Genomic DNA, 23,439 nt, shown 5'->3' with positions numbered 1-23,439 from the left:
TGCATGCCCGTGCGCGCGGCCGCCCGTGTGCCCGCGACGTCGGACGCGGCGATCAGCAGCCCGCGCACCAGGGCCGTCGCGAGCAGCGTGAGCAGCACCACGGTGACGTCTCGGCCGGCGATCGCTCCCGTGATGGCCTCGGTCAGCAGCCACGCGAACGCGATCGTGACCGCGGTCTGCGCGACGCCGATCACCGCGGAGGCCGCGAGGTACCCACGGGCGGCGGCCGCGTAGCGCAGCAGTCTCGGGTCGACGGGTTTCATGCGGGGGCGATCATCGGGGGCGGGGCAGGGTCACGCGTGGGCCGGCGCCCCCTCGATCGAGCTGCGGGTGACGCGCTTGCGGAACACCCAGTATGTCCAGGTCTGGTACGCGATGACGAGCGGCAGCGCGATCAGCGCGGTCCAGGTCATGATCTGCAGCGTGTACGGGGTGCTCGACGCGTTCGCGATCGTCAGGCTGAACGCCGGGTCGATGGTCGACGGCATGACGAACGGGAACAGCGCGGCGAACAGCATCACCACGGCCGTCAGCACCGTGACGATGCCCGCGGTGAAGGCCTGGCCGTCTCGGCCCCGCAGCGACAGCACGATCGCGGCGATGAGCGACACCGCGGCGATGGCACCGGCACCCGCGACCAGCCACAGCAGCGGCGCCTCCCGCCCCGCGGCGAGGAAGTAGGTCCACAGCACCGTCGCGGCGGCGGCGATCACGGTGGGCACGGCCGCGCGGGCGGCGAGCTTCCGGGCATCGGCGTGCACCTGCCCGTCGGTCTTGAGCGCCACGAACAGCACGCCGTGCAGGAAGAACAGCAGCAGGGTGGTCACGCCGACCAGCAGCGCGTACGGGTTGAGCAGCGAGAAGAAGCCGCCGACGTAGATGTGGTTCTCGTCGATCGCGACGCCCTGCACGATGTTGCCGAAGGCGACGCCCCACAGCAGCGCGGGCACGACCGAGCCGATCACGATCATCCGGTCGAAGCCCTGCTTCCACTTCCTGCTCTCCCGCTGGTGGCGGTACTCGAACGAGACGCCGCGCAGGATGAGCGCGAGCAGGATGAGCAGCAGCGGCAGGTAGAAGCCGCTGAACAGGGTGGCGTACCACTCGGGGAACGACGCGAACAGCGAGGCGCCGGCGACGATGACCCACGTCTCGTTGAGGTCCCACACCGGGCCGATCGTGTTGATGACCTGCCGGCGGGAGACGTCGTCCTTGCCGAGGAACGGCAGCGACATGCCGACGCCGAAGTCGAATCCGTCGAGCACGAAGTACCCCACGAAGAGGAAGGCGACGATCCAGAACCAGAGCGTTGCGAGATCCATGATGCTCCTTCCTCTCAGTACACGACCGACGGCAGCTGAGCCGTCTCCTCATGGGGCTGTTCATCGGTGTCCGGCCCCTTCTGGGCGGCCTTCACGATCAACCGCACCTCGACCACCGCGAGGGCGGCGTAGATCGCGGTGAAGGCGATCAGCGAGATGAGCACCTCGACACCGCTGACACCGGGCGAGACGCCGTCTCGCGTGGACATCAGCCCGAACACGATCCACGGCTGCCGACCCATCTCGGTGAACACCCAGCCCATGATGTTGGCGGCGAGCGCGAGCGGGAACGACCAGATCGCGACCTTCCACATCCACGGGGCGACCGGCTTCTTGGCGTTCTTGCGGGTGACCCAGAGGCCGGCGACCGCGACGAGGGCGGCGGCCATGCCGAGGCCGATCATCCAGCGGAACGACCAGTACGTGACCCACAGGATCGGGGCGAAGTCGGTCAGGCCCGTGGCGGCGTAGGTCTGGGCGTACTCGGCGTTGAGGTCGTTGATGCCGTGCACGCACGCGTCGAGCGTGTGCGTCGACAGCAGCGACAGCAGGTACGGGACGCGGATGGAGAACAGCTCGGAGCTGCCGTCCGGCGTGCCGAGCGTGAACAGGCTGAAGGAGGCGTCCGGTCCGCACACGGTGTTGAACGTCGCCTCGGCGGCGGCCATCTTCATGGGTTGCGCGGCGTACATCGCCAGGCCCAGCTGGTCGCCGGTGAGCACCACGCCCGCGGTGGAGAAGATCATGGCCCACAGCCCGAACTTGAGGGAGACGCGCATGGTGTCGAAGTGCTGGCCCCGCGCCAGGTGCCAGGCCGAGACCGAGATGACGACACCGGCGGCGAACATGAGTGCGCCGAAGATGGTGTGCGGGAAGGCGGCGAGCGCCACGGGGTTGGTCAGCAGCGCCCAGAAGTCGGTGAGCTCGGCACGGTTGGTCGCCTCGTTGAACGTGTAGCCGACGGGGTTCTGCATGAACGCGTTCGCCGCGATGATGAAATACGCCGACAGGATGCTGCCGATCGAGACGCACCAGATGGTCGCGAGGTGCAGCTTCTGTGGCAGCTTGTCCCAGCCGAAGATCCACAGGCCGATGAAGGTCGCCTCGAAGAAGAAGGCGAGGAGACCCTCGAAGGCCAGCGGGGCGCCGAACACGTCGCCGACGAAGCGGGAGTAGTCCGACCAGTTCATGCCGAACTGGAACTCCTGCACGATGCCGGTGACCACGCCCATGGCGAAGTTGATCAGGAAGATCTTGCCGAAGAAGCGGGTGAGGTGGAGGTACTGCACCTTGCCGGTGCGCACCCACGCCGTCTGGAAGATCGCGGCCACCAGGGCCATGCCGATCGTCAGCGGCACGAAGAGGTAGTGGTAGACGGTCGTCAGCCCGAACTGCCATCGGGACAGGACGAGCGGATCAAGCCATTCCATGCGCGACTCCTCTTCGGTCGGACTGCTGCGTCGTGGTGTCGCGCAGCTGCACGGTGCACTCCGATGGGCTCTGAGCGTCGCGCACGCACGCGGCGACGAGCGGTCCCCCGGCCTCGGTCAGCACGCTCTGCATGAGGCCCAGGTGCACCTGGCACAGGAGCGGGCGGTCTTCGGGACGGCCGGCGGCGTGCGGGCACGGGCTCAGGTCGACCGTCAGCACCCGGTCGTCGACGACCGGTTCGAAGCCGCTCTCCTCCAGGTGCTCGACCAGGGCGTCGAGCTGGTGCACGGCGTCGCGCCCGAGGGCGCTCGGGGTCGCGGAGGGCACCACGCTGCGCAGCAGGTCGCCGCGACGGGCCGCCGCCTTGGCCTTGTCCCTGGCGACCGGGCTCGATGCGTCGGACGCACCGGTCGCGGCGCGGTAGAGCGTGCGCGGGCGGCCGCGGGTGGTGCGGTGCTCCACCTCGGGGATCACGTAGCCGCCCTCGATGAGACGCTGCAGGTGCTCGCGGACGGTGTTGGCGTGCAGGCCGGTGGCCTCGCACAGTTCCCCGATCGTGAGGTGCCTGGACACACCGACCGCCCCCGCCTCGAAGAGCAGATGCAGGATGCGCACCCGGGAGTAGCTCGAGATCGGTCCGCAGACGGACCCGCCGTTGGACATGTCTTCATTATGTTGGCTTTTCCACGGGCTCTTGGGGCACCGGACCGTGAATAATCACCCGGGCGATAGGGATGTCTGATCCCGCCGATAGCCTGGGGGCATGGCCACCCGGAAACCCGCTCCCCCTGCGTACGTGTGCACGGAGTGCGGGTGGACGACGGCGAAATGGGTCGGCCGCTGCGGCGAGTGCCAGCAGTGGGGAACCGTGCAGGAGCAGGCCGCCCAGACCGGCATCCTCCGACGCGTGAACGCCCTCGCACCCACCGCCGATCGCGCCGCCCGACCGATCACGCAGATCACGACGCAGGACGCACCCCGGCGCACGAGCGGGGTCGGCGAGTTCGACCGCGTGCTGGGCGGCGGCATCGTCCCCGGCGCCGCCATCCTGCTCAGCGGCGAGCCGGGCGTCGGCAAGTCCACGCTGCTGCTCGAGGTCGCCGCGCAGGCGGCACGTGCCGGGCGGCGGGTGCTGTACGCGAGCGCCGAGGAGTCCCCCGCTCAGGTGCGGCTGCGCGCCGAGCGTACCGGCGCGCTGCACGACGAGCTGTACCTGGCGAGCGAGACCGACCTCGCCACGATCCTCGGTCACATCGACGAGGTGCAGCCGCAGCTCGTGATCGTCGACTCCGTGCAGACGGTGTCGTCGTCGCTCACCGACGGCGCGGCAGGACAACCCAGCCAGGTGCGCGAGGTCGCCGCGACCCTCATCCGCGTCGCCAAGGAGCGGGACCTGCCGATCATCATCGTCGGTCACGTCACGAAAGACGGGCAGGTCGCCGGCCCCCGCGTGCTGGAGCACCTGGTCGACGTGGTGTGCCACTTCGAGGGCGACCGGCAGACGTCGCTGCGCTTCATCCGCGCGCTCAAGAACCGCTTCGGGCCGACCGACGAGGTGGGGTGCTTCGAGATGACCGGCGACGGCATCGCCGAGGTGCCGGATCCGTCCGGGCTCTTCCTGTCGCAGGGGGCGTCCGAGCCCGGCACCTGCGTCGCGATCTCCCTGGAGGGGCGCCGCGCCCTGCCGGTAGAGGTGCAGGCGCTCACCGTGCCCAGCAACGCTCCGAACCCCCGGCGCATCGTGCACGGGCTCGACGCCTCGCGCGTCGCGATGGTGCTGGCCATCCTGGAGCGCCGGGCCGGGGTGCCCACCGGCAGCCTCGACGTGTACGTCTCCACGGTGGGCGGCGTGCGGTTCACCGAGCCCGCGGCCGACCTCGCGATCGCGATCGCGGTGGCGGGGTCGATCCAGATGATCTCGGTGCCGCGCACGGTCGCCGCCGTGGGCGAGCTCAGCCTGGCGGGTGAGGTGCGGCCGGTCACGCAGGCCGCGCAGCGCCGGACGGAGGCGGCGCGACTGGGCTACGAGCAGGTGGTCGACGACCGGTCGAAGACGCTGCGCGCCGCCCTGGGCGACATCCGCTCGCGGAACGCGGCCCGGCGTCCCGACCGCGACATCCCGCCGTTCTGAGCCACGGCGCAGCGATCAGGCGTCGAGCGCCTTGAGCAGCTCGACCGGATCCGCCTGCATGGGATGGGGACCGGCGATGTCGAGGAACACGGTCGTGATGGGGTGCGCGGAGAGGAACCGCCGCAGCCAGGCCGCGTCGTAGATGCCCACACCGGGCGGCAGGTTGGCCGGCTTGTTCTTCGCGTCGCTGAAGAGCAGCAGCGCCAGGTCGCCCGTGTTCGGGTCGCGGTACGTCCACACCTCGCCGCCGTCGAGCGGGTTGTCGCGCGCACCGGGCTTGATGAGCGGGACGACGGTCGTGCCGTGCCGCAGGGCCAGGGCGACCGCAGCCACGTCCTGCTTCTCCAGGGCCACCGCCAGCGCCTCGGACCGGAAGTCCTCGGGTGCGGGCTTCTTCTTGCCGGACTTCGCCTTCTTCGCAGCCATGTCTCCAGCTTAGGCATCGACACGACGAGCGCGGCTCCACGGCGACCTCCGGCCGGCGCGGGAGAAAGATTGGGGCCCTCTCGAGTCCTCCATTGGGGACTGGGGTACTCGAGAGGGCCCTCGGACTCTCGAGCGGCGGTGTCGAAGCGCTGGGGACGCTGTAGTTCGACGCCACTGGGGATGGCTTATGCCGCATAGGCGGAGAGTCATGTCTATGGTATCCCAAAGAACGACTCGTGTCAGCACAAGAGGCCCTCCGACGCGAAGGTCGCCGCAATTCGGATCGGTTGCCGCAGCAGACGAAGCAATCCGAAGCCGCACGGCCGGATCGCCCGCAAAGCCGTAGCGTGCGATCAGTAGAGCAGGAACTGCGCCGTCGTGGCGCTGGGGAAGCCGCCGATCGACACGGCCACATGGTACGACGCGCCGCCACCGGGCGCCCGCTGCCGGTTCTCCTGCGCGCACGTCTCCACGCTCGACCGGGTGCGATCCCACACCACGGGCTCCTTGCTCACCACGGTCGATCCGGCGGTGAGCGTCGCGATCATGCTGCTCGGGTTCTCCTGGCAGTCCGTCGACCGCCACCACACGTCCGCGCCGCTCGACACCGTGAACACCTGGGTGCTCGACCCCACGTCGATCGTGCAGTCCGTGGTGCCCTTGTTCGTCAGCGAGATCGACAGGCGCGGGGTGACGCCCGCCGCGTAGGTGTCGGCGTCGGTGACAGCCGTGACCTCGATGTCCTTCGCCTGGCAGGCCACGACAGCGGGCGTCTCGGAGGCGCTCGGAGTGGGCGCCGGGCTCGCGGAACCCGTGGGCGGCGGCGTCGTCTCGGTCGTCGCGGAGGACGTCGGCGCCGGGGTCGCATCGGTCGCGGCGGCCCAGGGGCGCGCGACCAGCAGCCACACCGACACCCCGATCACCGCGAGGACCAGGATCAGCCCGAGCAGCACCACCAGACGCCGACGACGGTAGACGGCGGCGGAACGACGGGGCATGGTTCCAGGTTAAGCGATCGACCCCCGCGATCCTGGGAGGCGTCGTGCGCCCGTCGGGCCTCAGAGCACCTTGAGCATCCGGGTGTTGCCGAGCGTGTTCGGCTTGACGTGCGCCAGGTCGAGGAACTCCTCGACACCCGCGTCTCCACTGCGCAGCAGCTGCGAGTACACGTCGGGATCGACGACCTGCTCGCCGATGGGGGTGAAGCCGCGGCGGCCGAAGAAATCGACCTCGAACGTGAGGCAGAACAGGCGCGTCAGTCCGAGTGCGCGCGCGTTCTCCTCCAGGCGCTCGACGATCGCGCGACCGATGCCGTGGTGCAGCCAGTCGTCGCGCACGAGCAGGGTGCGCACCTCGCCGAGGTCCTCCCAGATGACGTGCAGGGCGCCGCAGCCGATCAGCTCGCCTTCGGCCTCCGCCACCACGAACTCCTGCACCGCGCCGTACAGCACCGCCAGGTCTTTGCCGAGCAGGATGCGCTGCTCCACGAGCGGCTGGAGCAGGTTGCGGATGCTGACGATATCGGCGCTGCGGGCGGGCCGGACGATGTAGTCGCTCACCCGACCAGCCTAGAACCGCACCCTCCGTGCGCCTCCCAGACACGAGGAAGGGGCGGATGCCGCAGCATCCGCCCCTTCACGTCCGGGCTCACGACCCGGGTGGGATCAGTCGTTGCCGGTGATCGCCAGGTCGGGCGTACCGGCGATGGCGCCGCCGCCGGTGTTGACACCGACCGCGACCTTCTCGCCGCGCGGACCGTGCTCGAACAGGAACTCCCCGTCCTTCGCGTCGACCTTCACGTGGTCGCCCGAGTCGAGCTCGCCGTGCAGGATCTTCTCCGACAGACGGTCCTCGATCTCGTGCTGCATCGCGCGACGCAGCGGCCGGGCGCCCAGAGCCGGGTCGAAGCCGATCTCGATCAGACGCTCCTTGGCGGCCTGCGACAGCTCGATCGTCATGTCGCGGTCGAGCAGACGCTCGCCGAGGCGCTTCGTGAACAGGTCCACGATCTGCACCAGCTCGTCCTTGCTCAGCTGCGGGAAGACGATGATGTCGTCGACACGGTTGAGGAACTCGGGCTTGAAGTGCCGCTTGAGCTCTTCGTTGACCTTCCCCTTCATCCGCTCGTAGCTGGTGGCGTTGTTGCCCTCGATCTGGAAGCCCACGGGGCCACCGGCGATGTCGCGTGCACCGAGGTTGGTGGTCATGATGATGACCGTGTTCTTGAAGTCCACGATCCGACCCTGACCGTCGGTGAGGCGACCCTCTTCAAGGATCTGCAGCAGCGAGTTGAAGATGTCGGGGTGGGCCTTCTCGATCTCGTCGAACAGCACCACGCTGAACGGCTTGCGCCGCACCTTCTCGGTGAGCTGACCGCCCTCTTCGAAGCCGACGAACCCGGGAGGGGCACCGAACAGCCGCGAGACGGTGTGCTTCTCGCCGAACTCGCTCATGTCGAGCGAGATGAGCGCGGCCTCGTCGTCGAACAGGAACTCCGCGAGCGCCTTGGCCAGCTCGGTCTTTCCGACGCCCGTGGGGCCGGCGAAGATGAACGAACCGGAGGGGCGCTTCGGGTCCTTCAGGCCCGCACGCTGACGACGGATGGTCTTGGAGAGGGCCGCGATGGCCTCCTCCTGACCGATGACGCGCTGGTGCAGCGCCTTCTCCATGAAGACGAGTCGGCTGGACTCCTCCTCGGTCAGCTTGAACACGGGGATGCCCGTGGCCTGCGCGAGCACCTCGGCGATCAGGCCCTCGTCGACGACCGCCTGGGTCGCGACGTCGCCCGCACGCCACTGCTTCTCGAGGCGCAGCCGCTCGGCGAGCAGGCTCTTCTCCTCGTCGCGCAGCGACGCGGCCTTCTCGAAGTCCTGCTCCTCGGAGGCGAGCTCCTTCTGCTCGCGCACGGCGGCGATCTTCTCGTCGAACTCCCGCAGCTCGGGCGGGCTCGACAGGATCGACAGACGCAGGCGCGCGCCGGCCTCGTCGATCAGGTCGATCGCCTTGTCGGGGAGGAACCGGTCGGAGACGTAGCGGTCGGCGAGGTTCGCCGCGGCCACGATCGCGCCGTCGGTGATCTGCACCTTGTGGTGCGCCTCGTAGCGGTCGCGCAGCCCCTTGAGGATGTTGATCGCGTGCGGCAGCGTCGGCTCGTTCACCTGCACCGGCTGGAAGCGGCGCTCGAGAGCGGCGTCCTTCTCGAAGTGCTTGCGGTACTCGTCGAGCGTGGTGGCGCCGATCGTCTGGAGCTCACCGCGGGCGAGCAGCGGCTTGAGGATGCTGGCCGCGTCGATCGCGCCCTCGGCGGCACCCGCACCCACGAGGGTGTGGATCTCGTCGATGAAGACGATGATGTCGCCGCGCGTGCGGATCTCCTTGGTGACCTTCTTCAGGCGCTCCTCGAAGTCGCCGCGGTAGCGGGAACCGGCGATGAGAGAGCCGAGGTCGAGCGAGTAGAGCTGCTTGTCCTTCAGCGTCTCGGGCACATCGCCCTTGACGATCGCCTGCGCCAGGCCCTCGACGACGGCGGTCTTGCCGACGCCGGGCTCACCGATCAGGACGGGGTTGTTCTTGGAGCGGCGGGACAGGATCTGCATGACCCGCTCCGCCTCCTTCTCGCGCCCGATCACCGGGTCGAGCTTGTTGTCGCGCGCGGCCTGGGTGAGGTTGCGACCGAACTGGTCGAGCACCGCGGAGCCACCCTGGGCGCCGGCGGGCGAGTCGTTGGTCTGCGCTCCGACCGACGCGGGCTCGCGCCCCGGAGCGCCGGACAGCAGCTGGATGACCTGCTGGCGCACCTTGTTGAGGTCGGCGCCGAGCTTGACCAGCACCTGGGCGGCCACGCCCTCGCCCTCACGGATGAGGCCGAGGAGGATGTGCTCGGTGCCGATGTAGTTGTGGCCGAGCTGCAGGGCCTCGCGGAGGCTGAGCTCGAGCACCTTCTTGGCGCGCGGCGTGAACGGGATGTGGCCGGTCGGCTGCTGCTGACCCTGGCCGATGATGTCCTGCACCTGCTCGCGCACGGCGTCGAGGGAGATGCCGAGCGACTCCAGCGCCTTGGCTGCGACGCCCTCGCCCTCGTGGATGAGGCCGAGCAGGATGTGCTCGGTGCCGATGTAGTTGTGGTTGAGCATCTTCGCCTCTTCTTGGGCGAGGACGACCACTCGACGGGCTCGGTCCGTGAATCTCTCGAACATGTTGACTCCTTATTCGCACGGGGCGAAGACGCATGAAGCGCTTGTACATCGAGAGTAACGACCAGGAATGCCGGGTATGCCCGTGTTCGCCGTGGGCATAGCGGGGGCTTGACCCGTTTATCGACAGTCGTTATGTTAACGAAAGTCGATAACCCCCCGATCTCCAGGAGGAGCCCATGCTCGCCACGGATAGACGACCCTCGCTCGCCGACGGCATCGCCCTCGGACTGATCGCGACCGGAGCCGTGAGCGTCGGAATCGGTGCGATCGTCGCCGTCGCCCAGGCCGCCGCCACCCTGTTCTCGCCGTCGCCGACGATCGCGATGCCCGTGCACGACGTCGACCTCACCGCCCTCGACGGCGTGGCCGGGATCGAGGGCGCCACCGTCGACTCCGCACTCGTCACCCTCACCGCGCCGCCCACCGCCGCCCGCTGGCTGCTGCTGCTGGAGACGGCGCTGCCCGCGCTCGCCACGGTCGCCCTGTGCGCGGTGGTCTGGTGGCTGGGCGTGTCCCTCATCCGCTCCCGCCCGTTCCGCGCCTCGCTCGGGTGGATGTTCGCGGTCGCCGCCTGCCTGCTGATGGCCGGCACGCTGCTCGGGCAGTTCGCCGGCGGCATCGGCCGGGCGGAGATCGTGAAGGATCTGGCCGCGACCGAACCCGGCGTCGAAGACGTGCTGTGGACGCTGCTCGTGCAGTTCGACCTGGCACCCGTGGGGTGGGCATTCGCCCTGGCCCTCGTGGCGGGCGTGTTCGCCGTCGGCCGCCGCCTGCAGCGCGACACGGAGGGACTGGTCTGATGATCACGTTCGGCTCGGAGGCCGTCTGGCCCTCGCTGCTCAACATCGCGATAGCCCTCGCCGTCGGCGCCGCCGTCGTCGCCCTCGTCGTCTGGAACAGCCGCCGGCGCGGCAGCCACACGGTCACCCTCGATGCGGCGCTCACGCTATCGGGATGGTGGGTGGTCCTGTCGGCACTCGGCGCGATCGCGGTCGTCGTCAAGGCGTTCGCGGTCGACTGGGCGGAACTGCACGGGCGGACCGTCGTCTTCCTCGACTGGCCCGCCGCCCTCCCCTGCTCCGAGTTCGGCGACGGTGCGCACACCGCCCTCACCTGCGGCGGCACGGAACTGACGGACTTCACCGTGGGCAACGCCTCGCTCGGACTCCGCCTCCTCGCCGCGGCGGCACAGCTCAGCAGCCTGGCGCTCGCCACGGTGCCCGCCGTGGTCCTCGCCCTCATCTGCTTCCACACGCTGCGCGGGCGCGCGTTCTCCCTGGTCGTGACCCGCGCCCTGGTCGGCGGCGCGGTCGCGCTCGTGGTGCTCGCCGTGGCATCCGACCTGTTGAACGGGATCGCCGCCACGGCGGGTCTGCGGGAGGCCCTCCCGATCGGCAGCCCGTGGTACCCCGCGGCGTATCAGCTCACCGTGACGCCGCTGCCGTTCGCCGCCGCGCTCGGCCTGCTCGCCCTCGCCGCCGTGTTCCGGCAGGGCATGCGCCTGGAGCAGCAGCGTGCCGCCCTGGAGAAGGAGACGGAGGGGCTGGTGTGAGCCCGGCCGAGAGCGACGAGGAGTTCACCGGCATCCACTGCCGCCTGGACGAGCTGCTCGCCGAGCGCGGCATGACCCTCACCGAGCTGAGCGCCGCGGTCGGCGTGAGCATCGTCAACCTGTCCGTGCTCAAGAACGACCGTGCCCGCGCGATCCGCTACTCCACGCTGCGGGCGATCTGCGAGGCGCTGGAGTGCGACGTGGGCGACCTGCTCGTGCTCGCGGCCCGCTGACGCGGAGCATGGATGCGCCTCCGCACGCAAGCCCCTTCTATGGATCTGCTGTGGCGCACTAGCGTCGTCCGCATGAAGAAGCCAGCACCCGCGGCCCGCCCGGCCGCCCGCCTCGCTGCCCTCGTGCCCGCCGTCGCGCTCGCCCTGTCCCTCGCCGCGTGCGGCGGACCGGCCCGCCCGTCGTCCGACGAGGTGGCCGAGGGGATCCAGAAGGTGTTCGCCGGCACGAGCCAGGAGCAGGCGATGACCGACGAGGCCGCCAGCTGCCTCGCCGACGCCCTGGTCGACTCCGAGCTGAGCGACGAGACGCTCACCTACATCGCCAACGGCGAAGACAAGCAGAAGGACGAAGCCGACAAGGCGCTCACGACGCAGATCATCACCGACAACCTGAACGAGTGCGTCGCGCCCTGACCCCCCGAACCCGGAGCATGACGGCTGCGGAGGGGCGGCCGTCATGCTTCGTCATATCCGCCCAGGGAATTCCCAGCCAGCTCTAGCGTTGAGCCTCATGGCGCGCATCCCGGCGCGCCGCGATCTCTGGAGTCCCCACCTCGATGAGCACCACCGCACGCGCCCAGAAGGCGCCAGACACCCGCGGGCCGGTCCGGAAGCTGCTGACCTCGTTCGGCTTCCAGATCATCGCCGCCCTCGTCCTCGGCATCGCCGCCGGCCTGATCGGCCGTCAGCTCGGCGCCACGGCCGAGAACCCCACCGGCCTGTCCGCCACGCTCGACACGATCGGCAGCTCGTACGTCACGCTGCTGCGCGCGGCGGTCGTCCCGCTGATCTTCACCGCGATCGTCGCGAGCATCTCCAACCTGCGCCGCGTGCAGAACGCGGCACGCCTGGCCGGTCAGACCATCCTGTGGTTCGCGATCACCGCGTTCATCGCCGTCATCATCGGCATCGGGCTCGGCCTCGTGATCCAGCCGGGCAACCGCGCCGGCGAGGGCCTCGAGCCCGGCGACCCCTACACGGTCGGCACGTGGTGGAACTTCCTCCTCGGCCTGATCCCCCAGAACTTCCTCGGCCTCACGGTCAGCACCTCCCCCGGCGCGACCGAGGGCGCGTTCACCTCCACGGTGGGCTTCAACATCCTGCAGGTGATCGTCGTCGCCGCGGTCGTCGGCATCGCCGCCCTCAAGGCGGGCAAGAAGGCCGAGCCGTTCCTCGTCTTCACCGAGTCGCTGCTCAAGGTCATCCAGCGCGTGCTGTGGTGGATCATCCGCATCGCCCCGATCGGCACGTTCGGCCTCATCGGCTCCGCCGTCATCAAGTACGGCTGGGAGAAGCTCGCGTCGCTCGGCTGGTTCGCCGCCGCGATCTACATCGGCCTCGCTCTCGTGCTGTTCGTGGTCTACCCGATCCTCGTGCGCACGCACGGCCTGTCGATCAAGCAATACTTCTCGGGCGTCTGGCCCGCGGTGCAGCTCGCGTTCGTGAGCCGCTCCTCCATCGGAACGCTGCCGCTCACGGAGCGCGTGACCGAGCGCAACCTCGGCGTGCCCCGCTCGTACGCCTCGTTCGCGGTGCCGCTCGGCGCGACCACGAAGATGGACGGCTGCGCCGCGATCTACCCGGCCATCGCCGCGATCTTCGTCGCCCAGTTCTTCGGCATCGAGCTGAACTTCGTGCAGTACCTGCTGATCGTGATCGTCTCGGTCGTGGGCTCCGCCGCCACCGCCGGCACCACGGGCGCGGTCGTCATGCTCACGCTCACGCTGTCGACCCTGGGTCTGCCGCTCGAGGGCGTTGGTCTGCTGCTCGCGATCGACCCGATCCTCGACATGGGCCGCACCGCGGTCAACGTCGCGGGCCAGGCGCTGATCCCGACCATCGTCGCCAAGCGCGAGGGCATCCTCAACGAGGAGCTCTACAACGCGCCGCGCGAGGGCCTGCCGTTCGCCGACGACTCTTCCGACGACGACGCCCCCGAGGCCGACGCCGCCTCGGACACCGCGCCGGAGCCGGCCGGCGCCCGCTGACCCGTCACGCCGGAACGCCCCGTCTCCTCCGGGAGGCGGGGCGTTCTCGTGTGCGGGGCGCGGGGCGACCGCGTCAGACGCGGCCCTGCTGACGCGTGGCGCCGCGCGTGTCCATCGCCAGCTCCTCCGCATCCATCGCGGTCAGTAGCTCCCGCATGACCTCCTCGTCGAGGTTGCCCGCGTCGCGCTCGGCGACCAGGATCTCCCTCCGCACCTGCAACCACCCCTTCGACAGCGCGACCAGGTCGTCGAACGACGGACGGCTCGAGGTGTCCTCCACCCGCTGCGCCTCGTCGGTGTCCTTCTCCACCCTGGTCATGCGCTTCGTGAAGGCGTCGAACACGCTCAGGTCGACCGCACCGTGCTTCTGCTCCCACTCGACGCGCTTCTGCGCCAGGTACTCCTTGCCCGCCTCCCGGCTCTTGGCCTTGACCGCCTCGAGCGCGGCCTCGTCCTCCGCGTGCTCGGCGTCGCCCCGGATCCCGAGCCGCCGGATGAGCAGCGGCAGCGTCAGCCCCTGCAGCAGCAGCGTGCCCACCGTCACGATGAACGCCACGACGACGATCGCGTGCGAGGCCTCGGTGTCGAGCGTCGCGAGGTCGGCCGCGGCCACCGCGATCGCGAGCGTGACCACGCCGCGCATCCCCGCCCAGGAGATCACGGCGTTGTCCTTCCACGTGAGCTGGAGTCCGGCCATGCGCTCCCGCACGATCTGCGTGCGCAGCTCGTCCGCGCTGTACTGCCGCCAGCGCCGCGACCGCCGCCGACGCTCGTCGAACTCCCCCGAGGCGATCCCCCGGTCCATGCGCGCGAGCCGACGACGGTCCTGGAAGTTCGCCCACGCGCTGGTGGGGTAGATGTACAGGGGCCGCACGAGCAGCACCACCACCAGCACGGCGAGGGACAGGAGCAGGATGCGCCCCACGGACTCGCTGCTCAGGTCGCGGAGCACCCGCGGGAACTGCAGCCCGATGTACGCGAACACGAAGCTCTCCAGCAGCAGGTCGGCCGACAGCCACAGTGGCGCCTCCTGCTGCCTGGTCGTGTAGTCGGTGCGCGGGGCGTTGAACCCCACGTACAGCCCCATCGCCACGACCGCGAGCACACCGGAGCCCAGGAGGTGCTCGGCGATGCCGTACGCCCCGAACGGCGCGAGCAGCCCGAACGTGCCGATCACGACGGGGTCGCTGATGCGCATGCGCAGCTGGTGGAGCACGATCCCGAACACGAGCCCGACCGCGACGCCGACGCCCACCGCGACCAGGAACTGCCAGACCCCGTCCCACACCGTCAGGGTGGCCCCGGCGAGGATCGCCGCGAACACGCGGTACAGCGTGAGCGAGGTGGCGTCATTGATGAGGCTCTCGCCCGACAGCACCGTCATGATGCGGCGCGGGAGCCCGAGACGGCGGCCGATCGCGGCGGCGGACACGGCATCGGGCGGCGCGACGATCGCCCCGAGCAGCAGCGCACCGGGGAGGGTCAGCGACGGCAGGATCCACCACGCCACGAGACCCACCGCGAGCGCGGTGAGCAGGACGAGCCAGATGCCGAGCCGTCGGATCTGCGGCAGGCTGCGCTTGAACCCGACGAACGACACATCCAGCGCGGCGGAGTACAGCAGCGGCGGCAGCACCAGGCTGAGCAGCAGGTGCCCGTCGATGGGGAGGTCGGGCACGATCGGCAGGAACGAGGCGGCGAGCGCGACCACCGTCACCAGCAGCGGCGCCGGCCACCCGCGCCAGCGCGCGAACGCGGCCACGGCGACGGCTCCGACGAGGACGTAGAAGATCCCGGCTTCCATGGGGGAAGCGTAGCGTCGTCCGAGGACGGGTCAGCGGGTGGGGCGACGCCGCGCGGGCGTGCGGGCGGTCTCCGCGTCGAGCGCGTCGCGGAGTCCGGCATTCTCGTCCTGCAGGTCGAGCACACGGGCGATGCCGGCGATGTTGAGCCCGTCGCCGCGGAGCTCGGCCGCGCGTCGCAGCCGCTCGATGTCGTCGTCGCTGTAGCGGCGCGTGCCGCCGTCGCTGCGGGCGGGGACGAGCAGCCCCTTGCTCTCGAAGAGGCGGATGGTCGCCTCCGGCAGGTCGACGAGCTGGGCGGCCACGGCGATGCCGTAGACGGGTGTGCGCGAGTCGCGTGCGGTCATCCTGACGTGTCCTCGGATCGGGGTTGCGAGATCGGTCATCTCGTTCTATAACAAATCTATACCCCACGTGCAGATAATCTGCACACCACCTCAGCCCATACGGGCCGCACGAAAGGAGAACCTCATGGCACTGACCTTCGATCCCTTCAGCCAGCTCGATCGCTTCGCCGCGAGCGTGCTGGACTCCGTTCGCGCACCCCGGTCGATGCCGGTGGACCTGTACCGCGACGGTGACCGCTACATCCTGCACGCCGACCTCCCCGGCGCCGACCCGGGCTCGATCGACGTCGACCTCGACGGCGGTCAGCTCACCATCCGCGCCCAGCGCACCGCCGACACGCGCGAGGGCGTGCGGTGGCTCGCCCGCGAACGCGGCGCCGGCTCGTTCCTGCGCCAGTTCTCGCTCGGCGACGGCGTCGACCTCGACAGCATCAGCGCCTCCTACGAGAGCGGGGTGCTGTCGGTCGTGATCCCGGTGAGCGAGCGCGCCAAGCCGCGCAAGATCGTCGTGGAGTCCGGCGAGCAGCGCCAGGCCATCGACGCCTGACCCGCACAGGGGCGGCGCACCCGCGCCGCCCCGTCCCCCTCCCCTTTCCTCCTCCCCGTAGAAAGGACGACCATGGCCCTCTCCCCCACCCTCGATCGCTTCCTCGCCGGCATGGAGTACCCGGCGACGCGCGACGACCTGCTGCGCGAGGCCACCCGCGACGGACTCGACGCCGACGACCGTGCCGTGCTGCGCACCCTCCCCGAGCAGAGCTACAGCGCCGCCTGGCACATCCGCTACCGCCTGGCCCGCGCCGCGCTCCGCGAGTCGCTGACCCCCGCCGCCCGGGCCGCCTGAGCCCGCACCCGCGCGGTCGCGTCACGGACGCACCGGTGCGAGGCCGGGAATGCGCGCGCGACGTCTCGGGTTGCATCCGGGGATGAACGACGTCGCCCTCTCCGTCCTCGACCTCGTGCCGGTCCGCTCCGGCCAGACCAGCGCCGAGGCCATCGCCGCCTCCCTCTCGCTCGCCGAGACCGCCGACCGTCTCGGCTACCGCCGCTACTGGTTCGCGGAGCACCACAACATGCCCGCGGTGGCCTCGACCACGCCCCCGGTGCTGATCGCCGCGGCGGCCGCGCGCACCCGGCGGCTGCGCCTGGGCTCGGGTGGCGTGATGCTGCCGAACCACGCACCCCTCATCGTCGCCGAGCAGTTCGCGGCACTCGAGGCCATCGCGCCAGGACGCATCGACCTCGGTCTCGGCCGCGCGCCCGGCAGCGACCCCGTCATCACGCAGCTGCTGCGCGGCAGCGGCACCACCAGCGACGTCGAGCAGTTCCCGCGTCACGTGCAGGACATCGCGGCGCTCTTCTCCGCCGACGGTGCCACGGTGCGCTTCACGTCGGGCGGCGAGTACACCGTGCGGGCCACCCCCGCCGCGACCGGCGTGCCCGAGGTGTGGCTGCTCGGGTCGAGCGACTACTCCGCGCAGCTCGCCGCCTCGCACGGACTGCCCTACGTGTTCGCCAACCACTTCTCCGGCCAGGGGCTGGAGCGGGCGCTCGACCTGTACCGCACGAACTACCGCCCCAGCGAGGAGCACCCAGAGCCGCGCACGTTCCTCACCGTCAACGCGGTCGCCGCCCCCACCGCGGACGAGGCCGAGCAGCGCGCCCTGCCCCAGCTGCGGATGATGGCCCGGCTGCGGCTCAACCAGCCCCTGGTGGCGCTGGAGACCGTGGAGCAGGCACTCGCCGCGGCCTCCGACGCCGCGACCGACCAGGTCGTGCAGGCCGCCCGGTCGCGGTGGTTCGTCGGCACGGGCGAGTCCGTCGCCGCAGAGGTGCGGGCCTTCGCCACGCAGCACGGCGTGGACGAGGTCATGCTCTCGCCCGTCGCCGGAGCGTTCGAGGCCGAGCCCGCCGACACCTCGCCCGGACGCACGCAGACGCTCGAGCTCATCGCGACCGCCTGAACCCGGCGCGAGGGGCTGGCCCCGACCGACTCCGAGGCGTAGCCTCAGCGGCAGAGAGAGGGGTTCGACGATGAGCACCAGGACACTCGCACTGTGGGTCGCCTACGGCCCGAACGGCGTGGTCGGCAGCATCCGCCACGACGACGAGGGGTACGCGGTCACGATGGCCGGGGCGGACGCCGTGGCCGGGACCTACCCGAGCCTCGCGTCGGCGAAGGGGGCACTGCATGCGCGCATGGCTCCCGGCAGCGCGTGGCCGCTGTTCCAGGAGCACTGACCTCCACGACCGTCGCTCGAGACGCGCCGGGGCCTCGGTCCCGACGTGTGCTCGAGCCCCGAAGCCCGGGGACGGGTGTCAGGACTCGGGCTCGCCGGAGAGGATGCCGCGCAGCCAGTCGCGTGCCTCGATGAACACGTCGTCGGAGTAGCGGTCGGGGTACTGCACGATCTGCCGGTCGGCACGCGGGTACGATCCGAGGAACACCACGCGCGGGCTGAAGCGGCGGATGCCGAGCAGGGCGTCGGCCATGCGCTCGTGCTCGATGTGACCGTCGGCGTCGATCACGAAGCGGTAGCGGCCGAGCTCGTCGCCGATCGGGCGGGACTCGATGAGCGAGAGGTTGATGCCGCGGGTGGAGAACTGCTCCAGCATCTCCAGCAGCGAGCCGGGGTGGTCGTGGGGCAGCTCCACGATGAGGGAGGTCTTGTCGGCCCCGGTCGGCTCCGGGGAGCGCGTCGTGCGGGTGACCAGCACGAAGCGCGTGACGGCGGCCGCGTTGTCGCCGATGCCCTCCGCGAGCACGTCCACGTCGTAGTGCTGCACGATGCCGGGGGCCGCGATCGCCGCCTGGGCGGGCAGCGAACCGTCGAGCACGCCGATCGCCGAGGCCACGTTGCTCGCCGCCGGCACGTGCGAGTGCCGCGGCAGGTGCTCGCCGAGCCAGCCGTGGCACTGCGCGTACGCCACGGGGTGCGCCGCGATCACCTCCACCTGGTCGAGCGTGGTGCCGCGCGGGGCGACCAGGACGAAGTTGACCCGCACCAGGTACTCGCCGATGATGCGCAGCCCGGGGAGCGTCGCCAGCGCGTCTTGCGTGGTGGAGACGCCGCCCTCGATCGAGTTCTCGATCGCGATCATCGCGGCGTCGCTGCGGCCCTCCAGCACGTCGTCGAGCGCCTCGCCGACGTTGTGCACGGGACGCCACACCTGCCCCCTGGCCTCCGCCACCTGGTCGAGTGCCGCCTCGGTGAAGGTTCCGGCTGGTCCGAGATAGCTGTAGGTGCGGCGATCGGTCACGGCGTTCAGCCTAGCCCTCGCTCGCGCACCGGCCTCCCGGATGTCAAGCGGATGCGCGCATCCGGATCACGGGGCAGACTGAGAGGATGAGCAGTCGTGCCGGCCTCCCCGCGGAGGAAAGTGACCTGATCGACGTCGACGAGCTGATCGCCGCCTACTACGACCGCGTGCCCGACCCGGCGGTCCCGGCCGAACGGGTCGTGTTCGGCACCAGCGGCCACCGCGGCTCCTCGCTGACGAAGAGCTTCAACGAGAACCACATCCTCGCCACGACGCAGGCGATCGTCGACTACCGCGCCGCGCAGGGCATCACCGGGCCGCTGTTCCTCGGCCGCGACACGCACGCCCTGTCGCTGCCCGCCGAGCGCAGCGCGATCGAGGTGCTGCTCGCGAACGGCGTGGACGTGCGCGTCGACGCCCGCGACTCCTGGGTGCCGACGCCCGCCCTGAGCCACGCGATCCTCACGTACAACAGGGGTCGCGCGACCGACGACCCCGGCCGGGCCGACGGCATCGTGGTCACCCCGTCGCACAACCCGCCCCGCGACGGCGGCTTCAAGTACAACCCGCCGCACGGTGGTCCCGCCGACACCGACGCCACGGGCTGGATCGCCGACCGCGCGAACCAGCTCATCGCCGACGGCCTCACCGAGGTGAAGCGCGAGCGGTTCGCCGACGTCGACTGGGACGCGATCACCGGGTACGACTTCCGCGACGCGTACGTGCGCGACCTGCCGTCGATCATCGACCTCGACGCGATCCGCAGCGCGGGCGTGCGCATCGGCGCCGACCCCCTCGGCGGGGCATCGGTGGAGTACTGGGCGCTGATCGCCGAGATGCACGACCTCGACCTCGACGTGGTGAACCCCGAGGTCGACCCGACCTGGCGTTTCATGACCCTCGACTGGGACGAGAAGATCCGGATGGATCCGTCGTCTCCGTCGGCGATGGCGTCCCTGGTCGCCCGCAAGGGCGACTACGACGTGCTCACCGGGAACGACGCCGATGCCGACCGGCACGGCATCGTGACCCCGGATGCGGGGCTCATGAACCCCAACCACTACCTCGCCGTCGCGATCGACTACCTCTTCTCCCACCGCGAGCAGTGGCCGCGCGACGCCGCAGTCGGCAAGACCCTCGTGTCGTCGATGATCATCGACCGGGTGGCGGAGTCGCTGGGCCGCCGTCTGCTGGAGGTGCCGGTCGGGTTCAAGTGGTTCGTGCCCGGGCTGCTCGACGGCACGGTCGCGTTCGGCGGCGAGGAGTCGGCCGGTGCGTCGTTCCTGCGCCGCGACGGCTCCGTGTGGTCGACCGACAAGGACGGCATTCTGCTGTGCCTGCTCGCGGCGGAGATCATCGCGGTCACGGGCAAGACCCCGTCGGAGCGCTACGCCGAGCTGGAGCAGGCGTTCGGCGCCTCGGCGTATCAGCGCGTCGACGCCCCGGCGACGCCGGAGCAGAAGGCCACGCTGGGCAAGCTGGCGCCGGAGTCGGTCACCGCGACCACGCTGGCCGGCGAGGACATCACGGCGAAGCTGTCGCACGCCCCAGGCAACGGTGCGGCGATCGGCGGGCTCAAGGTGCAGACCGAGCACGCGTGGTTCGCCGCCCGCCCGTCGGGCACGGAAGACGTCTACAAGCTCTACGCCGAGAGCCTGCGCGGCCCGGAGCACCTCGCCGAGGTGCAGGAGGAGGCCCGCGCCGTGGTGTCCGCCGCTCTCGGCGACTGACACCCGGGCGACCCCGGCGGGATCGGAACGGCCCCGGACGCGGGTGGGGACGTTCGCGATCCCGCGCAGGGGTGGGACCGGAGGGCGGGGCGGTTCAGTCCGCGTCGGTGGAGGAGCCGAGCAGCTCGCGCACGCGACTCGACACCCGGTGGAACTCCGGCGTCTCCAGCACCTCGGCGTACCCGCGGCGGGCCGGGAGGTCGACCCGGTGCTCCTCCAGGATCCGGCCGGGACGCGGACTCATCACGATGACGCGGCTCGCGAGGTAGACCGCCTCGGCGACCGAGTGCGTCACGAGCAGGACGGTGGTCCCGGTGGCGCTCCAGATACGGTTCAGCTCCACGTTCATGCGCTCGCGCGTCAGGGCGTCGAGCGCACCGAACGGCTCATCCATGAGCAGCACCCGCGGCTCGTGCAGCAGCGCGCGGCACAGCGAGACGCGCTGCTGCATCCCGCCCGAGAGCTCGTGCGGCAGCGACTTCTCGAAGCCGGTGAGACCGGTCATCTCGATGAGCTCGTCGGCACGGGCCTGGGCCTTGCGCATGTCCATCCCGCGCATCTCGGCCTGGAGGAGGATGTTGCCGCGGACGCTGCGCCATTCGAGGAGCGCCGCGCGCTGGAAGACGTACCCGATGTCCTGCCGGGGACCGCGGACCTCGTCCCCGCGGAGGCGGATGCTGCCGCGGCTGGGAGCGGTGAGTCCCGCCACGGCTTTGAGCAGCGTCGACTTGCCGCATCCGGACGGGCCCGCGATGGAGAGGAACTCGCCCTCCTCGACGCGCAGGTCGACCCCCTCGAGCGCGGTGACCTGACGGCGCTTGGAGGCGAACGTGATCGCCAGGTCGGAGACCTCCAGCGCGGGGCCGGTGGGCGTGGCCGCCGTGGCGCGCGCCTGCTGATCGTGGGTGAGCATGAGATCCGACCTCACTTCCCGGGGGTGAACGCGTCGTCGTAGTAGGTCTCGACGTCACCGTCGCCGGAGATGAGGCCCGCCTTCGACAGCACCTCGAGCGTGGCCTCCCAGTCCTCGGCGGCATTCGCTCCGGGAGCCTGGCCCTCGGTGGCGTCGGTGTGCAGCAGCTCGATGGTCTCCTCCCACTGGTGCAGCAGCACCTTCTGGGCCGGCATCTGCGGGTCCTTGCCCTCCATCGCGGCGACCGCGGCCTCCGGGTCCTCCTGCGCGGCCTCGAACGCCTCCGAGGTCGCGGCGACCAGCGCCTCGACGAGTTCCGGGTCGTTCTCGATCGTGTCGTTCGGGGCGATGAGGCCGTTGCTGAAGAAGTTCAGCCCCGCGTCGGAGTAGCGCAGGTACTCGACGTCCTTGCCGCTCTTGTCGGCGATGGTCGGTCCCTGGTCGTGGGCGAACCCGATGAGCCCGTCCACCTGGCCGGAGAGCATCGCGGCGATCTTGCCCGCGGCGTCGAGGTTCTGCTGGGTCACGTCGCCCTCGTCGAGCCCGACCGCCTCGAGGTACATCGGGAACGTCGTGGTCGGAGCGTCGCCGGCGGAGACGGCGATGGTCTTGCCCTTCAGGTCCTCCGGGCCGGAGATGCCGGAGTCAGCGAAGACCTGCACGGCCGACGGCGTCGTCTGGAGGAAGACGCCCACGCTCTTGATCCCGACGCCCTTGTCGATGTTCGCGAGGACGGCGGGGGTGTCGGCCCAGCCGAAGTCGACCTGGCCCTGTCCCACGGCCTGGGCGGTCTTGGTCGAGCCCTGCCCCGCCTTGATCGTGAGGTCGATCCCGTGCTCCTCGAAGATGCCCTGGTCGACCCCGTAGTAGAACGCGGCGTGCTCGCCGTAGGGGTACCAGTTGAGCATGAGCGTGACCGGGGTGAGCGCGTCGGTGTCGTCGCCGCCCTCGCCCGCCGGGGCCGAGGAGCCGCCGCACCCGGAGAGGGCGAGCACCGCCGCGGACGCGAGGGCGATGGAGCTGAGGATGGTGCCTGACTTCTTCATCAGTGCCTTCTTTCGTGGGTGCGAGGGGGGTCAGAGTCGGACGGTGGCCGCGGCGACGTCGCGCTTGGACGCGTGCCACGGGATGAGGAAGCGCTCGGCGACCTGGATGATGCCGAAGAGGATCACGCCGAGAAGCGACATGATGATCAGCGCCGCGAAGAGCATCGCGGTGTCGAGGTTGCCGTTGGCCTGCAGGATGACGTAGCCGAGCCCCTCGTTCGCGCCGACGAACTCGCCGACCACCGCGCCGGTCACCGCGAGCGTGGCGGCGACCTTCAGTCCGGACAGGAGCTCGGGGAGAGCGGCGGGCAGCCGCACCTTGAGGAAGGTCTTGAAGCGGCTCGCTCCCATGGTCGACGTGAGCTGGAGGATCTCGGGATCGACGGTGCGCAGACCTGCGAGGCCCGAGATGACGACGGGGAAGAACGCCATGAGCACGGCAACGAGGATCTTGGGCTCGGCGCCGAACCCGAGCCACACGACGAACAGCGGCGCGATCGCGATCTTCGGGATGACCTGGGCGAACAGGATCACCGGGTAGAGCGTCTGCTCCAGGCCGCGGGAGTAGACCATGAGCACCGCCACGAGGACGCCGACGACGACCGCGATGACGAATCCGATCACGGTCTCGTAGGTCGTGACCCAGGTGTTCTGCGCCAGGTAGGCCGCGTTGTCGGTGAAGGCCGCCCAGGTGTCGGCGGGCGAGGGGATGATGAACGCCGGCACCCACCCGAGGCTCGTCGAGACCCACCACAGGGCGATGACCGCGAGCACGAAGACGAGCGGGTGCCAGTGGCGGCTCCACCAGCGGACGATGCCCGCGGGCTCGGGTCGGTCGGCGGCCAGCGCCAGGGTCATGGTCGCGTTGGGGGCAGACGACATGTGGTCCTCGACATCTTCGTGAAGGATTCGGGAAAGCGCATTCCCGAGCGGTGTTGCGAGTCTATGCCGCCGGTTCCCTCGTGTCAACGCGCGCGGTTCGTCGAGGCGCGCGGGCTCGGGGATCCCCGACCGGCACGCGGGTCACCGGGAGCGCGCGAGGGCGGCGCCGGCGACGCGGA

24 protein-coding genes and 1 pseudogene are annotated in these 23,439 nt (G+C 70.4%); 11 read left to right on the top strand and 14 right to left on the bottom strand.

Translation table 11 applies throughout. The features are described 5' to 3' along the window. The 4 genes and pseudogenes from DW309_RS12115 to DW309_RS12100 form a co-directional block, all read right to left on the bottom strand. Window positions 1-263, bottom strand: a pseudogene (locus DW309_RS12115) (thiol reductant ABC exporter subunit CydD); the annotation flags it as partial. 30 nt (window positions 264-293) lie between these two features. Continuing rightward, window positions 294-1,322, bottom strand: a complete 1,029-nt coding sequence (cydB, locus tag DW309_RS12110; protein ID WP_136034691.1) for a cytochrome d ubiquinol oxidase subunit II — start codon at window positions 1,320-1,322, stop codon at window positions 294-296. A gap of 14 nt (window positions 1,323-1,336) precedes the next feature. After that, window positions 1,337-2,752 (bottom strand): cytochrome ubiquinol oxidase subunit I, encoded by a 1,416-nt coding sequence (locus tag DW309_RS12105; RefSeq protein WP_136034689.1) that lies wholly within the window; start codon window positions 2,750-2,752, stop codon window positions 1,337-1,339. Beyond that, window positions 2,739-3,416 (bottom strand): helix-turn-helix transcriptional regulator, encoded by a 678-nt coding sequence (locus tag DW309_RS12100; RefSeq protein WP_136045514.1) that lies wholly within the window; start codon window positions 3,414-3,416, stop codon window positions 2,739-2,741. Before DW309_RS12100 ends, DW309_RS12105 begins: the two co-directional genes overlap by 14 nt. A gap of 100 nt (window positions 3,417-3,516) precedes the next feature. On the opposite strand from DW309_RS12100, the gene radA reads away from it, so the two are divergent. After that, entirely contained in the window at window positions 3,517-4,884 is a 1,368-nt protein-coding gene (gene radA, locus DW309_RS12095) for a DNA repair protein RadA (RefSeq protein ID WP_136034686.1), read from the top strand. Window positions 4,885-4,899: 15 nt separating this feature from the next. Here the strand turns inward: radA and DW309_RS12090 are convergent, their stop codons facing one another. From DW309_RS12090 to DW309_RS12075, 4 genes are all read right to left on the bottom strand, one after another. Then, the gene (locus tag DW309_RS12090) at window positions 4,900-5,310 is read right to left on the bottom strand and encodes a dehydrogenase (RefSeq protein WP_136034683.1); all 411 of its coding nucleotides are present in this window, start codon (window positions 5,308-5,310) and stop codon (window positions 4,900-4,902) included. A gap of 353 nt (window positions 5,311-5,663) precedes the next feature. Continuing rightward, window positions 5,664-6,308: a hypothetical protein gene (locus DW309_RS12085; protein WP_136045513.1), complete on the bottom strand. Its 645-nt coding sequence runs from the start codon at window positions 6,306-6,308 to the stop codon at window positions 5,664-5,666. 60 nt (window positions 6,309-6,368) lie between these two features. Continuing rightward, window positions 6,369-6,869: an amino-acid N-acetyltransferase gene (locus tag DW309_RS12080; protein WP_136045512.1), complete on the bottom strand. Its 501-nt coding sequence runs from the start codon at window positions 6,867-6,869 to the stop codon at window positions 6,369-6,371. Window positions 6,870-6,974: 105 nt separating this feature from the next. Beyond that, on the bottom strand, window positions 6,975-9,506 hold the full coding sequence (locus tag DW309_RS12075; protein ID WP_136034677.1) for an ATP-dependent Clp protease ATP-binding subunit: 2,532 nt from the start codon (window positions 9,504-9,506) through the stop codon (window positions 6,975-6,977). Window positions 9,507-9,682: 176 nt separating this feature from the next. On the opposite strand from DW309_RS12075, the gene DW309_RS12070 reads away from it, so the two are divergent. The 5 genes from DW309_RS12070 to DW309_RS12050 all read left to right on the top strand — a co-directional run bounded on the left by DW309_RS12070 (window position 9,683) and on the right by DW309_RS12050 (window position 13,279). After that, on the top strand, window positions 9,683-10,306 hold the full coding sequence (locus tag DW309_RS12070; protein ID WP_136034674.1) for a hypothetical protein: 624 nt from the start codon (window positions 9,683-9,685) through the stop codon (window positions 10,304-10,306). Beyond that, window positions 10,306-11,058 carry a hypothetical protein gene (locus tag DW309_RS12065; protein WP_136045511.1) on the top strand — a complete coding sequence of 251 codons (753 nt, stop codon included), beginning with the start codon at window positions 10,306-10,308 and terminating at the stop codon, window positions 11,056-11,058. Before DW309_RS12070 ends, DW309_RS12065 begins: the two co-directional genes overlap by 1 nt. Further along, window positions 11,055-11,291, top strand: coding sequence for a helix-turn-helix domain-containing protein (locus DW309_RS12060; RefSeq protein ID WP_136034669.1), 237 nt, complete (start codon window positions 11,055-11,057; stop codon window positions 11,289-11,291). The genes DW309_RS12065 and DW309_RS12060 overlap by 4 nt, the downstream gene beginning before the upstream one ends. Window positions 11,292-11,363: 72 nt before the next feature. Beyond that, window positions 11,364-11,705, top strand: coding sequence for a hypothetical protein (locus DW309_RS12055; protein WP_136034667.1), 342 nt, complete (start codon window positions 11,364-11,366; stop codon window positions 11,703-11,705). Between the two features lie 143 nt (window positions 11,706-11,848). Next, window positions 11,849-13,279, top strand: coding sequence for a dicarboxylate/amino acid:cation symporter (locus DW309_RS12050; RefSeq protein ID WP_205812751.1), 1,431 nt, complete (start codon window positions 11,849-11,851; stop codon window positions 13,277-13,279). Window positions 13,280-13,352: 73 nt separating this feature from the next. On the opposite strand, the gene DW309_RS12045 is transcribed toward DW309_RS12050, so the two are convergent. Both DW309_RS12045 and DW309_RS12040 read right to left on the bottom strand, forming a co-directional pair. After that, a complete protein-coding gene (locus DW309_RS12045; protein ID WP_136045510.1) occupies window positions 13,353-15,083 on the bottom strand; it encodes a cation:proton antiporter in 1,731 nt (576 codons plus the stop codon). Between the two features lie 30 nt (window positions 15,084-15,113). Continuing rightward, complete coding sequence (locus tag DW309_RS12040; protein ID WP_136034662.1) at window positions 15,114-15,428, bottom strand: MerR family transcriptional regulator; 315 nt, start codon at window positions 15,426-15,428, stop codon at window positions 15,114-15,116. 124 nt (window positions 15,429-15,552) lie between these two features. On the opposite strand from DW309_RS12040, the gene DW309_RS12035 reads away from it, so the two are divergent. The 4 genes from DW309_RS12035 to DW309_RS12020 all read left to right on the top strand — a co-directional run bounded on the left by DW309_RS12035 (window position 15,553) and on the right by DW309_RS12020 (window position 17,669). Beyond that, window positions 15,553-15,975 carry an Hsp20/alpha crystallin family protein gene (locus DW309_RS12035; protein ID WP_136034660.1) on the top strand — a complete coding sequence of 141 codons (423 nt, stop codon included), beginning with the start codon at window positions 15,553-15,555 and terminating at the stop codon, window positions 15,973-15,975. 72 nt (window positions 15,976-16,047) lie between these two features. Continuing rightward, window positions 16,048-16,272, top strand: coding sequence for a DUF2795 domain-containing protein (locus tag DW309_RS12030; RefSeq protein ID WP_136034658.1), 225 nt, complete (start codon window positions 16,048-16,050; stop codon window positions 16,270-16,272). An 82-nt stretch (window positions 16,273-16,354) separates the two neighbouring features. Further along, window positions 16,355-17,392 carry an LLM class flavin-dependent oxidoreductase gene (locus tag DW309_RS12025; RefSeq protein ID WP_136034656.1) on the top strand — a complete coding sequence of 346 codons (1,038 nt, stop codon included), beginning with the start codon at window positions 16,355-16,357 and terminating at the stop codon, window positions 17,390-17,392. A 70-nt stretch (window positions 17,393-17,462) separates the two neighbouring features. Next, complete coding sequence (locus DW309_RS12020) at window positions 17,463-17,669, top strand: methyltransferase (RefSeq protein WP_136035692.1); 207 nt, start codon at window positions 17,463-17,465, stop codon at window positions 17,667-17,669. 78 nt (window positions 17,670-17,747) lie between these two features. Here the strand turns inward: DW309_RS12020 and pheA are convergent, their stop codons facing one another. After that, on the bottom strand, window positions 17,748-18,698 hold the full coding sequence (pheA, locus tag DW309_RS12015; RefSeq protein ID WP_136034649.1) for a prephenate dehydratase: 951 nt from the start codon (window positions 18,696-18,698) through the stop codon (window positions 17,748-17,750). Between the two features lie 77 nt (window positions 18,699-18,775). Here pheA and pgm point away from each other — a divergent pair, with 77 nt between their 5' ends. After that, window positions 18,776-20,419 (top strand): phosphoglucomutase (alpha-D-glucose-1,6-bisphosphate-dependent), encoded by a 1,644-nt coding sequence (pgm, locus tag DW309_RS12010; RefSeq protein ID WP_136045509.1) that lies wholly within the window; start codon window positions 18,776-18,778, stop codon window positions 20,417-20,419. A 94-nt stretch (window positions 20,420-20,513) separates the two neighbouring features. Here the strand turns inward: pgm and DW309_RS12005 are convergent, their stop codons facing one another. From DW309_RS12005 to DW309_RS11995, 3 genes are read right to left on the bottom strand one after another with little or no spacing between them, the layout of a single operon-like run. Further along, entirely contained in the window at window positions 20,514-21,332 is an 819-nt protein-coding gene (locus DW309_RS12005; RefSeq protein WP_136045508.1) for an ABC transporter ATP-binding protein, read from the bottom strand. A gap of 11 nt (window positions 21,333-21,343) precedes the next feature. Beyond that, a complete protein-coding gene (locus tag DW309_RS12000) occupies window positions 21,344-22,378 on the bottom strand; it encodes an ABC transporter substrate-binding protein (RefSeq protein ID WP_136045507.1) in 1,035 nt (344 codons plus the stop codon). 30 nt (window positions 22,379-22,408) lie between these two features. Then, window positions 22,409-23,260, bottom strand: a complete 852-nt coding sequence (locus tag DW309_RS11995; RefSeq protein ID WP_136034641.1) for an ABC transporter permease — start codon at window positions 23,258-23,260, stop codon at window positions 22,409-22,411. Between the last annotated feature and the right edge of the window lie 179 nt (window positions 23,261-23,439).

Origin of the sequence: Microbacterium sp. K41 (assembly GCF_004794395.1) — a bacterium.
Lineage (GTDB): Bacteria > Actinomycetota > Actinomycetes > Actinomycetales > Microbacteriaceae > Microbacterium > Microbacterium sufflavum.
The sequence above is the reverse complement of the archived record's forward strand: the minus strand, read 5'-3'. Positions and strand labels throughout refer to the sequence as shown.